A 12,197-nucleotide genomic window follows, 5' to 3' on the forward strand; every position below is an offset into this window, starting at 1 on the left:
TCATTCACTTTACTGACGATCGGCTCGCCGGCAGCGTGGACGCCGTGTCAGACCAGCGACGACCGCCGCCACCGGCTCCGCACCCCGCGCCGAGCACCGAACGACGTCCGAATCCGCCCCACGCGGAAGCCCCTCGCGGCGTCTCGACCCGCCGCGCGCTGCCGCTCCTGCGGCGTCCGCGCGTCGAGGCATCCCCGGCAGGCTGCGGGCGCAGGCGCGGTTCGGCGGCGACGACGTGATCGAGCACCGTCGCAACAGGTCCGCCGGGCTCGGGTTCGCAATCGCGGCCGCCCTGGCCTTCGGCGCCTCCGGCCCGCTGGCCCGGCCGCTGATCGACGCCGGCCTGGACCCCCTGCACGTCGCCTGGCTGCGCGTCACCGGAGCCGCCCTCTTCCTGCTGCCCGTGGCCCTGCGGCGCCGTCGGATGCTGCGGAGCAGACCATGGCTGCTGCTGGCCTACGGCGTCTTCCCGATGGCGGGCATTCAGGCCTTCTACTTCGCCGCTCTCGCCCGCATCCCGGTCGGCGTGGCGCTGCTGGTGGAGTTCCTCGGCCCGGTACTGGTGCTGCTCTGGCTGCGGGTGGTGCATCGCCGACGGGTGTCCCGGCAGGCGGTGATCGGAGTCATCCTCGCCGTCACCGGGCTGACGCTGCTGGTCGAGGCGTTCTCCGGCGGCGGGCCCGACCCGATCGGCATCGCGCTGGCCCTCGCCGCAGCCGCCTGTCAGGCCGCGTTCTTCCTGTTGTCCGATGCCGGGGGCGACGACGTCGACCCACCCGCCGTGATCGCCTACGGAGCGATCGTCGGCAGCCTCGTGCTGGTGCCGATCGTCCAGCCCTGGTCGCTGCGCTGGGACCTGGTGGGCGGCACGGTCGACGTGGGCGGCATCGCGATGCCCGCGCTGGCTCCGGTGGCCTGGCTGGCCGTGGTGTCCACTGCCGTCGCCTACCTGACCGGGGTGGCCGCCGTCCGGCGGCTCTCCGCGCCGATCGCCGGGGCGGTGGCCTATCTGGAGGTCGTCACCTCCATCGCGTTGGCCTGGCTGTTGCTCGGCGAGACCCTGAGTCCGGCGCAGACCGTGGGCGCGGTCGTCGTGGTGCTCGGCGCGTTCATCGCGCAGCTCTCCGTTCCGACGCCCGAGCCGGGCGATCCTGCGGTGCACCCGCTGCCGGGGAGCCCGATCCCGGCGGCGCCCGCCGATCTGCCGCCGCCTGCCGATGTCTCGGGGCGGCCCGGCCCGACACCGCCCGACGAGACGCCGCCCGACGCGACCCCGGCCTGCGACGCCGTCCTCGCCGCCCGCTCCGAGGCGCCCGGCGAGACCGGGCCTGCCCGAGGCGACGATCCGACCCGCTGATCCGGCCTGCGTCGCCCTGCCTCCTCGCCCGACCCGAACCGACGGCCCGCCGGGCCCGACTGTGGCGGCGGTCGGGGCCTGCGAGCCGTCGGTCGGGCCCGATCGACCAGGACTGCTCGGCTCGGGCCGATCAGCTCGGGTTGATCGCGCGATGGGCGGGCTCGGCGTTCAGCGAGGAGTCGAGCAGCCACGCCGCGCCTTCGCCGAGGAAGGCGCCGGGCACCCAGGAGTGCGGGTCGGCGAAGCCCCCAGAAGGTGATCTTCACGCACTCTGCTGGTGGTCCGACGCCAGGCCGAACTGGTGGCCAGACGGGTCCGGCGACCGACGCCCTCGATCGGGACGTCCTGGTTCGACACATCGCGCATCAAGGTCGTACGTCGCGTTGATGTTGGCGTTGCTGTCTGCACTCGACGCACCAGGATCGAATGAATGTTTCGACATAATTTCCGATTGTTTCCGACACGGTAGAACCGACATAGGCCGGGCACAAGGTCCGATCGGCGCAGTCCGTCGTCATCCGGTGGCGACGTCCGGCCTAGAGACCTGGGTAGACTCCGGGCATGCGCGCGACAACGGACTCGGCCGACTCGGCGAAGACCCCGACCGGCAAGATCACCATCGCGCACATCGCCGAAGAGGCGGGCGTCTCGGTTCCGACTGTTTCGAAGGTGGTCAACGGCCGCGCCGACGTGGCTCGGGAGACCCGCAGGCGGGTCGAGGAGATCATTCGCAAGTACGACTACCAACGGCGCAGCGACCAGCGAACGATCAAGGCCAACCTGCTCGACCTCGTCTTCCACGAGTTGGAGAGCGCCTGGGCGATCGAGATCATCCGAGGAGTGGAACAGGTCGCCAGGGACAACGAGATGGCCGTCGTCCTCTCGGAGTTCCAGGGCAGACGCACCCCCGGCCGGGGCTGGGTCGAGGACGTGCTTCGGCGCAGGCCCGCCGCCGTGATCTCGGTGTTCTCCGATCTCAGCGTCGAGCAGCAGGCGCGACTTCGCTCCGGCGGCATCCCCCTGGTGGTGGTGGACCCGGCGGGTGAGCCGGATCCCGACGTCCCCTCCATCGGCGCGACGAACTGGAGCGGCGGGCTCACCGCCACCCGGTATCTGATCGGGCTCGGCCATCAGCGGATCGCCGTCATCGGCGGGCCGGAACGCACCCTGTGCAGCCGAGCGCGAGTGGACGGATACCGCTCGGCGATGGAGACCGCAGGGCTCTCGGTGGACCCGGCACTCGTGCGACACGGCGACTTCCACGTGGAGGCGGGCTACCAGCAGGCCGCCGCCCTGCTCGGCAGGCCAGACCCGCCCACGGCGGTGTTCGCAGGCAGCGACCTCCAGGCGATGGGCGTCTACCAGGCGGCACGCGAGGCAGGCCTGCGCGTGCCGGAGGACCTCAGCGTGATCGGCTTCGACGACCTGCCCGTGGCCCAGTGGATCGGACCGCCGTTGACGACGATCCGCCAGCCGTTGGAGGAGATGGCGGCGGCAGGCGCCCGGCTCGCGCTGTCCCTCGCGGTGGGCGACGAACCGGCGCACACCAGGATCGAGCTGGCCACCAGCCTGGTGGTGCGGGGCAGCACGGCGGCGCCGAGACAGGCCGAGTGACGTCGCACGAGACGCGGCGCAGCGGATTCCGGCCCCGGTGACGCCCCCGGCCCGGAAGCGCACCGGCTCACCAGCGGACCAGGCAGAACGGGTGTCCGCTCGGGTCGGCGAAGACCCGGAAGCTGGACGAGTCGCTCGGCAGCCTGCGGGCGCCCAGTGCCAGCACCGCGCGCTCGCCCTCGTCGAGGTCGTCCACCCGCACGTCCACGTGCATCTGCTGCGAGGAGTGCGGATCGGGCCAGCGCGGTGCCTGCTGCTCGGGAGCGCGCTGGAAGGCGATGCCGGGCCGGTCGGGGGCGTCGCCGATGACCACCCAGTCCGCCTCGTCCTGCACCCGGACCATGCCGAGCACCTCCTGATAGAAGCCTGCCAGCTCAGCGGGCTCCGGACAGTCGATCACCAAGGCGTGCCAGCGTCCGATCATGGGACTCATGGTCTCGCGCGGCGGGCAGACCGACAATTCCTGACGGCTCGACTCCGATCGTTTCGGCTACCGGCTTTCCCGACGACCGGCCTGGTCGACACCGAAATATCGGGGAACACCAGGGGCGAATGGCGCCGCGCCGAGAACTGCGGCGAGCCCTTGACGATCCGTCGAAGGGTGCCATACCGTCAGCTGCACTGAAAGTTTCGGATAGTTTTCAGAGCGAGCCCGGCCCTGCACCGTCCTGGCCGGCGCCGTCGGTGCACCTCCCGTGCCGAGCCGACCGGCGCGCTCGACCGTCATCCACCCGCCGACCATCCCGCCCGGCGTCGTCGACACCTGAGGAGCCTCATGGCCATCGCACGCCCCCTGCGCGCCGCCGTCGTCGGTACCGGTGGAATCGCCGAGGTCTGCCACCTCCCCGCGCTGCGCGCCGAGGCCGACCGGGTCGAACTGGTCGCGGCGGTGGACGTTGACGCGGGCAGACTGGCCGACTTCCAGGCCAGGACCGGCGTCCGACACGGCTATTCCACGACTGCGGAGATGCTGGCGCGGGAACGACCGGACCTGGTGCACGTCTGCACGCCGCCCGCCGCACACGTCGATGCGGTCGTCGAGTCGTTGGAGGCAGGCGCGTGGGTCCTGGTCGAGAAGCCGCCCTGCCGGTCGCTGGCGGAGTTCGACCGCATCGAGGCCGCCGAGCGGCCGGGCGGCCCCTATGCGTCGGTGGTGTATCAGCATCGCTTCGGCTCCGGTGCCCGGCACGCGATCGAGCTGATCACGGCGGGTGAGCTGGGCAGGCCGCTGGTGGCGCTCTGCCAGACGACCTGGTTTCGCGGCCCGGAGTACTTCGACGTGCCCTGGCGCGGACGCTGGTCGACCGAGGGCGGCGGGCCCACCCTCGGCCACGGGATTCACCAGATGGATCTGCTGCTCGCCCTGCTCGGCGACTGGACCGAGGTCAGCGCGATGGTCGGCAGGCTGGATCGCGCGGTGGAGACCGAGGACGTCTCGGTGGCCTCGGTGCGTTTCGCCCACGGCGCGCTGGCCTCGATCGTCAACAGCGTGCTGTCGCCGGACGAGGTGAGCAGGATCCGGGTGGACCTCACCAGGGCGACCGTGGAGGTGACCCACCTCTACGGCCACCGCAACACCGACTGGCGATACACCCCGGCGCCCTCGGTCGTCGACGCGAGTCGACCGCTCGCCTGGGCCTCCCCGGCCGCCGACGTGCCGAGTTCGCACGGGGCCCAGCTCGCCCTGGTGCTCGACGCGATGGAACGGGGCGAGCGGCCCCCGGTGAGCGGCAGGCAGGGCCGCGAGACGCTGGAGCTGATCACCGCCTTATACCGTTCGGCGCTCACCGGGGCCACGGTGCGACGTGATCAGCTCACCCCCGACGATCCCTTCTATCACCGGCTGCACGGCGACACCCCCGGCTGGGCGCCCCCGTGCGAGGGATGACGCACGCTCGACGCAGTGCGCGCCCCCGCACTCGGCAGGCCGGCGAACGAGGCCAGGGCACGGCGCGGGTCGGGCGGACTCGGCCCGCGAAGGCGGGCGGCGTGGGCGGCGGCGGTGCGACGGCCGACACGGCTCTCGATGCAGGCGAGGGATCGGCCCGTCCCCCGCCGAGGCAAGCGCGCGGGCTAGGCCGAGAGCGGCGGCGGCCACCGTCGAGACCGGTGCCGCGCCGGTCCGGGGGCACCCCGGGTTCCGTGCCGCCCCGTGCCCTGCGCCCGATCGGCCGAGGGACACCGCCGCCGACTGCCTGCGAAGCACGGGGTGAGTCACCACCTCATCTGGTGATCCCGAGAAGACGATCTCCACACTAGACTCCGACTTGATCTTCGGGTCGGGGTCCACATGGTGGCGCCCGTCTTCGGTCCTCCCCCTGCCAGGGCAGGGCGGCGAGGAGCGAACGCAGCCCTTCGGCTTCGAATCGGCCCGGCCCCTCACTCATCAACGCTGGGAGCAGCGGTGTCGGCGGAATCCCACATAGGCTCACGCATCCGCGGACTGCGCGGCAGAATCCTCACCCAACGCGAACTGGCCGAGGCGGCAGGCGTCTCCGTCGACCTGATCCGCAAGCTGGAGCAGGGTGCCAGGCGGACCGCCTCCATCGGCAGTCTGCACGCCATCGCACGCGCGCTGGACGTCGACATCGCCGATCTGCTGGGCAGGCGGGTCGGACCGCTCTCGACCGAGCCGGGGGCGGGCGTCGTCGCGGTGCGCCGCGCGCTGACCACCGTGGACGATCTGCTGGACGAGGTGGAGCAGGACGCGCCGACGTCGATCGGGCAGGCCCGGCGCACGGTCGCCTACGGCTGGGCCGCCTACTGGCACGGTCGTTACGCGCAGCTCGTCGGACTCCTGCCGCAGATGATCGTGCAGCTTCGCGCGTCGGCCGCCGTCGAGCAGGCGTCACGGCAGTCGGCCCACGAACTGCTGAGTCGCTGCCTGTGGCTGGCGGGCTGCACGCTGGTGCATCTCGGTCATCCCGATCCGGCGTGGCTGGCGATCCGGCAGGCCATCACCGCCGCCGAGCAGGGCGGAGACGATCTGCTCTGCGGGGTGCTGCGGGGCTCCGCCGCCTGGCAGCTTCTCGTGCAGGGTCGGTATGTCGAGGCTCATCGACTCGCGACGCATGCGGCCACGTCGATCCAGCCCGGCGCCGACGCCGACCCCGAGCGGCTGTCCAACTACGGATCGCTGATCATCACGGCCGCCACCGCCGCCGCGAGGGACGGCAGGACGGCGGAGGCGCGGCACCTCATGGCGCAGGCAGCCGAGGTCGCCGTGCACACCGGCGACCGCGCCGACTACGAGACGTACTTCGGTCCGTCTCAGGTCGCGATGCAGACGGTGGACATCGCGGTGGTCACCGAGGACTACACGGGCGCGCTCAGCGCCGCCACCCGGATGCCTCGGGATTCGACACTGCCGCTGGCCTCCCGCGCCCGACATCTCGCCGATCAGGCCTTCGCCTATGCCCGGCTGGGCCGTCGGGAGCGGGCGGTGCAGGCGCTGCTGGTTGCGGAGCGGATGGCACCGGACTGGATGGAGTACCAGACACTGCCGCGACGAGTGGTGTCGGAACTGCTCGGTGCCGAACGATCCACACCCCTGCGGGAACTGGCCCATCGTCTGGGTGTCTCCGACTGACACGTCCGGGCAGTAGTACACCCTGTCCTAGCTGCGCAGGCTCCCGCGCTCCTAACGTCGGCCTCCTCACCGGAGGTGATCACATGACCCCAGAACGACTACCGTCAGCAGCTCAGGCGACGAGCGCACCGGCACCGGTCGACGCGGCCGAGGCACCGCAGCGCCGCAGGGCGAGAGCGGACGCGTGATGATCTATCACGACGCGTCCTATGCGGTGCCGATCTCCGCGACCCTGGTCGGGCCGAGCGCCAGGTCGCAGGCGTTGATCGTGACGATCGACCGCGTGCAGGGCCGCGTCCTGCTGCAACTCGGGGGTCGAACGGCACGCGGGCTGGCCGCGCTGGAACCACAGCAGGCCGAGACGCTGCGACGGGTGCTCAACGCTCCCCAGGCGATCTCCCGGCTCCTGCCCGCGCTCGGACCGGGCTTGACCATCCGGGTGCTCTGGGTGCGGACCTCCGCCGAGGCGGTCGAGCTATCGCTGTCCGGGCGCGGCGCACTCACCGACGCCTGGCGGCTGCGTCCCGCCCAGGCGCGGCAGCTCGCCGCCTCCCTGCGCGAGGGCATTCGCCTGCTGTGCGCCCCTGCGGAGGCGACATGTCGCTAATCAACGAGAGTCCCCCGGCGTCCACGGGTGACGGTGCCCGGCGCCCCGCCGACGCAGGCCCACGTCCGCCGGGACCGCGCTGGGCAGGCGTCTTCCGCAGGCTCGAGCATCGTCGTGACCCGACCTACCGTCAGGTGGACGTCGGACTGTGCGGGGCGATCTGCGAACCGGCCGAGGACGACGCCGCGCTTCCGAGGTGCCCCGTCTGCCATCCGAGCGTCACCGAGCACGGCGGGGCGGCGGCGCAGCCACGCCCCCCGGGCTGAGACTCGGTCGCCGGGCTCCTCGCCTGGTCTTCGCCGGACTTCATCGCCGGGCTCTCCGGGGAGCGCGTCCGGCGGCCTGCCGTGAGCCCCGGCCGCCGCCCGCGTCGAGACGGGCCCGGCAGCAGGCCGCCGGACCGAGCGGCGGCCGAGCCCACCGGGGACGGCGTGAATCAGTCCTTGTCCGCCGCCTTGTCCGTCTCCGATTCGGCGGGCTGTTCGGACAGCCTGCGCATCTTCGCCAGGATCTCCTGCTTTCGGTCCACCGCATCTTGACTCGGACCGACGCCGATGCCGTCGGGGTGATGCGCGGTACGCGGCGACTTGGTCCGCTGCCCGCCCACCCCGAGAAGGCCGTTGCGCTTCCTGGCCATGGTGATCTCCTACTCTGCCGAGGTCGTCGCCGACCATCGAGGTCGTCGCCGCTCATCGTGGTCGACGCGAACGCCCGGAGCGAACGATTTCGCTCCCGCCGGTGCAGCAGGCCGGCTCCGGCGAAGGACGGCGATCTGCGTCGCGTCGGCCTCGGACGAGGCGGTCAAGCATCGCCCCACCGCCTGCGGTCCGCCACACCGGGTGTCGATCACAGTCGCCGGACCGCCCGCTGGTCACCCGACGGCGGACTTCCGCCTGCTGCCCGCCGAGGGCCCCGGCCCCGCGTCGGCGGCCCCGCGGCCGACGACCCCAGCGACGACGAGCTTGAGCAGGTAGGCCACGGCCACCCAGGTCAGGCCGTCGGGCGGCCCGCCGAACGCCGTCGACGCCAGGGTCAGGGCGATCGTGGTCGCCGCCAGGGCGACGGCGACGGCGAGGTCGGCGGGCACGCGCGGCAGCAGGAGGACGGCACCGGCCATGGTGAGGAAGAGCAGCAGGCCCCATTCCCAGCGGGCGCTGAACAGCAGCACCGCCAGCGCGGGATGCACGACGTGCGCGCCGATGACGAGCAGTCGAGCCGACGTCGTGCGTCCCCACCGCCGGTCTGATCCGCCCGAGGCCAGAGCGCCCGCCGCCAGCCCGCCGATCAAATCGACGGCGAGCACGACGGCGAGCATGAGCTGCCATGACGTCCAGTCCGGCGGTGCGAGCAGGAGCGCGCCGACACCGCCGCCGAGGGCACAGCCCGCGACGACCATCGAGTGGACCGGGTTGCCGGTCGGCCCCGTGAGCAGCGCCCACGCGCCCACGAGGCCGACCGGGAGACGCCTCGCTGGCGAGTTGTTCATCTCGCCATGATCCACCACCCCCGGCCGCGAGCGGCGGCGAGCCGACCAGACGATGCGGCGGGCCTCATTTTCCGCCCATCCCGGCCAGCCCCGCGATGAGCCACCGCCGGGCGAAGAGATAGGCGACGAAGACCGGCAGCGCCGAGAGGAGCACCGCCGTCATCAGGCCGGGCACATTGACGCCGAACTCGCTCTGGAAGCTCCACAGCCCCAGCGTCAGCACCCGTTGATCCTCGGACTGCGTCAGGATCAGCGGGAACAGGAAGCCGTTCCAGGCGGTCAGTGCGGTGTAGACGCCCACGGTGATCACGCTGCCCAGGGACATCGGGACGACGAGCGAGAACATCATCCGCCATGCGCTCGCGCCGTCGAGGGTCATCGCCTCGTACTGCTCGCGTGGCACGTCCCGCAGTGCCGAGGCCAGCACCAGCACCGCCAGCGGCAGGCTGAACGCCGTGGTGGGCAGGATGATCGCGCCCAGGGTGTCGTACAGGCCCATCCGGACGATCATCAGGTAGATCGGGATGATCGTGGCCTGCGCCGGGATCGCCAGCCCCAGCAGGAAGCCCCGAAACCCGAGGGCGACGATCCGACTCGGCGACCGCACGATGGCGTAGGCGGCGGGCACCGACACGATGAGGGTGAGGCCGACGCAGGCGACGGTGACGACGGCGGTGTTGACGAAGAACTGGAGGAAGCCGGAGTCGAAGACCGTCACGAGGTTGTCGGCCGTGATCGCTCTTGGCGGGGCGAGCGGACCCTCTGCGAGGTAGGCGTCTCGACTCTGCAGCGCCCAGCTGATCATCACCAGCAACGGCACGGCGACGACCACCAGCCACCCGAGGGTCAGCAGGCCCGCCCATCGGTTCGGCGGCTCGAGCCGACTGCGCCGAGCGGGTCGGTGCCTGCTTTCGGGACCTGCCGGAGGCGGGGCCGTCGCGGTCGTGAGGCTCATGGCTACAGGCCCTCCAAGGTCGAGCGCATCTTGCTGAAGCCGCTGAAACGGACCATGACCAGGGAGAGCAGCGTGCCGATCAGCACGAGCGCGGAGGCGATGGCGGCGCCATAACCCATCTCGTAGCTGCGGAAGCCCGCCTCGTACATGCGGAAGGGCAGGACCTCGGTGGCCCGGCCGGGACCGCCGTCGGTGACGATGAGAATCGTCTCGAAGTAGGTCAGCGAGCCGACCACCATCAGCAGCGACGAGGTGATGATGGTGTTGCGGAGCTGCGGAAGCGTGATGTGCCGGAACTGGTGCAGCCGGTTCGCGCCGTCCATCCGCGCCGCCTCGTAGAGCTGCTGGGGAATGCGTCGTGCCGCGGCCTGATAGAGCAGGGTGTGGAAGGGGACGAACTGCCAGGCCACGATGACGACGATGACCATCAGCGCGCTGGTGCCGCTGCCGAGCAGGTTGCCGTCGGGAATCCCCACCAGCGGACCGAGCACCGAGGCGAGCCCGAAGTTCGGGTCCAGCAGTGACCGCCATGCGATGGCGACGGCCGCGCCGGAGAGCAGCAGCGGCAGGAAGAACACCGCCGACAGCACGGCCCGGTTGCGCTGATGCCCCGCCGCCCAGACGCCCAGCAGCAGGCTGAGGGGCGTCTGCACGAGCCAGCAGACGACGCCGAGCACCACGGTGATGCGCAGGGAGTCCAGCACCGTCGGATCGGCCGCGATCCGCTGCCAGTTGTCGAGCCCGGCGGCCTGCGGATCGCCGAGACCATTCCAGTGGGTGAAGGACAGCACGACGACGAACACCAGGGGCACCAGGGCGAACAGTCCGAAGAAGACCATCGCGGGCACCGCGTACCAGAGCCCTGGTCGGGTGGTGCGATCGAGTGCGCCCTCGCTCACGTACCCGACTCCAACACCTCGACGAAGCCCGCGGCGTCCCGCTCGCCGAGGAAGACCTCTTGCAGAGTGGTCAGCATGATCCGGGCGACCTCGGGCGGAAGCGCCTGGTCCCAGGACGGTGTGAAGGCGGCGGCGCTCTGCACCATCTCGTAGATGAACAGGGCGTACTCCGCGTTGGGCGAGGTGCTGAGCCGGTCCTCGAGGCCGGTGATGGCGGGCACGTCGCCTGCGGCGATCAGGGCGTCGACATAGGCGTCGGAGTTCATGTGCTCCCGCAGGAACTCCACCGCCGCCTCCACATCGGCGGCCGCACTGTTGACGGAGAAGTAGTTGGTGGGGTTGCCGACCACCGCGCTCGGATCGCCGTCGCCGTCCTCCAAGACCGGGAAGGTCGTCCAGCCGAGGGCGTCCCTGGCGAAGGCGGGCTGCTGATCGAGCTGGTTGGGGTACTCCCAGGTGCCCATCAGATGCATGGCGGCGTCGCCCATGGCGAAGAGCGTGGAGGCGCCGCCCGCGCCGTAGTTGACGGAGGAGAAGTTCGTGCCGAACGCTCCGCGTTCGACGAGCTCGCCGATCCGGTCCAGCGCGCCGATCATCGCGGGGTCGCCCCAGGCACCCTCCTCCCCCGCCGAGATGCGCTCGAAGACCTGCTCGCCGCCGAGACGATCCACGAGATACTCCAGCCACATCAGCTGGGTCCAGCTCTCCGATCCCGCCAGGGCGAACGGCGTGACGCCGATGGCCTGGAAGCGATCGACCAGATCGAGCAGCTCCGCCCAGTTCGCGGGCGGACGCAGATCGTTCTCGGCGAACAACTCGGTGTGGTAGAAGAGGACGACCGGCTGCATTCCGCGCAGGGGGATGCCGTAATTCCGGTCGTCGATCCGCCCGGCGTCCAGCACCGCGGGTAAGAAGGAGTCCCGCCAGGCGGCGTCGGCCGCGAGTCGGTCGGTGAGGTCGGCGACCTGGTCGACCTCCACATAGGACCGGATGCTGGCGCCTCCCCAGTTGAAGAACACCGAGGGTGCATTGGGCGTGCCCATCGACACCCGGAGCCGCTGCGCGTAGGCGGTGTTGGCGAAGGTCTCCAGCCGGAATCGGCTGCTCGCCCCCTGGTTGAACGCCTCGATCGCGGCCTCTTGGATCGGATTGTGCACCGGGTCCTCAAGGGACCACACGGTGGCGCCGTCTCGGGTCGGATCGCTGCCGCCACCGCACGCGGCCAGGCCGAGGACGGCCAGCCCCGCCGCCGAGGCGGTCATGAATCGCCGACGTCCGAGCATGAATTCAGTCATCGCCGCTCCTGGAAGCACATCGAGGGCACGAGAGCATCCGCTGACGCGAGCCGCCGGATCGAGTCGTCCGCGAATCCGGGCGGACGTCATCGTCGAGTCGATCCGGTGGCTACCAGGGAGCTGACACGCCCAGGCGATCGAAAAAGTAACCGATAGTTTCGGTGACGCGCAGCGTACGGAGGTGGGATTGCTCACGTCAAGACCTCGCGCCACGAAAGCAGATTCACCGGCCTCTTCGCTAATATCTGACCCTTCACCTGCGATGTCGGTGGGAGATTCGAGGAACTGGCGATCAGGATTGCCCCCTGGACCGTTCTCGATTTTTTCCGATAGTGTCGAGGGTCGGGCCGTCACACCGGACGACGGCTCGACGTGTACCGGCCGACAGACGTCGG

The 12,197-nt window shown here is 71.0% G+C and carries 11 protein-coding genes; 5 read left to right on the top strand and 6 right to left on the bottom strand.

The genetic code is table 11. The annotated features are described in order from the left end of the window. Positions 1 to 235 precede the first annotated feature (235 nt). Positions 236 to 1,357: an EamA family transporter gene (locus UA74_RS18915; protein ID WP_075765038.1), complete on the top strand. Its 1,122-nt coding sequence runs from the start codon at positions 236 to 238 to the stop codon at positions 1,355 to 1,357. A gap of 561 nt (positions 1,358 to 1,918) precedes the next feature. Further along, positions 1,919 to 2,971 (top strand): LacI family DNA-binding transcriptional regulator, encoded by a 1,053-nt coding sequence (locus UA74_RS18920; RefSeq protein WP_075765040.1) that lies wholly within the window; start codon positions 1,919 to 1,921, stop codon positions 2,969 to 2,971. 67 nt (positions 2,972 to 3,038) lie between these two features. Here UA74_RS18920 and UA74_RS18925 read toward each other — a convergent pair whose 3' ends face one another. Continuing rightward, the gene (locus UA74_RS18925; protein WP_198042776.1) at positions 3,039 to 3,395 is read right to left on the bottom strand and encodes a VOC family protein; all 357 of its coding nucleotides are present in this window, start codon (positions 3,393 to 3,395) and stop codon (positions 3,039 to 3,041) included. A 351-nt stretch (positions 3,396 to 3,746) separates the two neighbouring features. On the opposite strand from UA74_RS18925, the gene UA74_RS18930 reads away from it, so the two are divergent. The 3 genes from UA74_RS18930 to UA74_RS18940 all read left to right on the top strand — a co-directional run bounded on the left by UA74_RS18930 (position 3,747) and on the right by UA74_RS18940 (position 7,167). Beyond that, complete coding sequence (locus UA74_RS18930; RefSeq protein WP_075741459.1) at positions 3,747 to 4,859, top strand: Gfo/Idh/MocA family protein; 1,113 nt, start codon at positions 3,747 to 3,749, stop codon at positions 4,857 to 4,859. A 516-nt stretch (positions 4,860 to 5,375) separates the two neighbouring features. Continuing rightward, a complete protein-coding gene (locus tag UA74_RS18935; RefSeq protein ID WP_232237327.1) occupies positions 5,376 to 6,560 on the top strand; it encodes a helix-turn-helix domain-containing protein in 1,185 nt (394 codons plus the stop codon). 187 nt (positions 6,561 to 6,747) lie between these two features. After that, the gene (locus tag UA74_RS18940) at positions 6,748 to 7,167 is read left to right on the top strand and encodes a hypothetical protein (RefSeq protein ID WP_157434297.1); all 420 of its coding nucleotides are present in this window, start codon (positions 6,748 to 6,750) and stop codon (positions 7,165 to 7,167) included. A 436-nt stretch (positions 7,168 to 7,603) separates the two neighbouring features. Here UA74_RS18940 and UA74_RS18945 read toward each other — a convergent pair whose 3' ends face one another. From UA74_RS18945 to UA74_RS18965, 5 genes are all read right to left on the bottom strand, one after another. Continuing rightward, positions 7,604 to 7,804: a DUF6243 family protein gene (locus UA74_RS18945; protein ID WP_075741461.1), complete on the bottom strand. Its 201-nt coding sequence runs from the start codon at positions 7,802 to 7,804 to the stop codon at positions 7,604 to 7,606. 234 nt (positions 7,805 to 8,038) lie between these two features. Continuing rightward, a complete protein-coding gene (locus UA74_RS18950; protein ID WP_157442277.1) occupies positions 8,039 to 8,653 on the bottom strand; it encodes a hypothetical protein in 615 nt (204 codons plus the stop codon). Positions 8,654 to 8,717: 64 nt separating this feature from the next. Further along, the gene (locus UA74_RS18955) at positions 8,718 to 9,608 is read right to left on the bottom strand and encodes a carbohydrate ABC transporter permease (RefSeq protein ID WP_075765044.1); all 891 of its coding nucleotides are present in this window, start codon (positions 9,606 to 9,608) and stop codon (positions 8,718 to 8,720) included. 2 nt (positions 9,609 to 9,610) lie between these two features. Beyond that, positions 9,611 to 10,507 carry a carbohydrate ABC transporter permease gene (locus tag UA74_RS18960; protein ID WP_075741464.1) on the bottom strand — a complete coding sequence of 299 codons (897 nt, stop codon included), beginning with the start codon at positions 10,505 to 10,507 and terminating at the stop codon, positions 9,611 to 9,613. Next, positions 10,504 to 11,802, bottom strand: a complete 1,299-nt coding sequence (locus UA74_RS18965; RefSeq protein WP_198042777.1) for an extracellular solute-binding protein — start codon at positions 11,800 to 11,802, stop codon at positions 10,504 to 10,506. The genes UA74_RS18960 and UA74_RS18965 overlap by 4 nt, the downstream gene beginning before the upstream one ends. Between the last annotated feature and the right edge of the window lie 395 nt (positions 11,803 to 12,197).

This window comes from Actinoalloteichus fjordicus, assembly GCF_001941625.1.
GTDB lineage: Bacteria > Actinomycetota > Actinomycetes > Mycobacteriales > Pseudonocardiaceae > Actinoalloteichus_A > Actinoalloteichus_A fjordicus.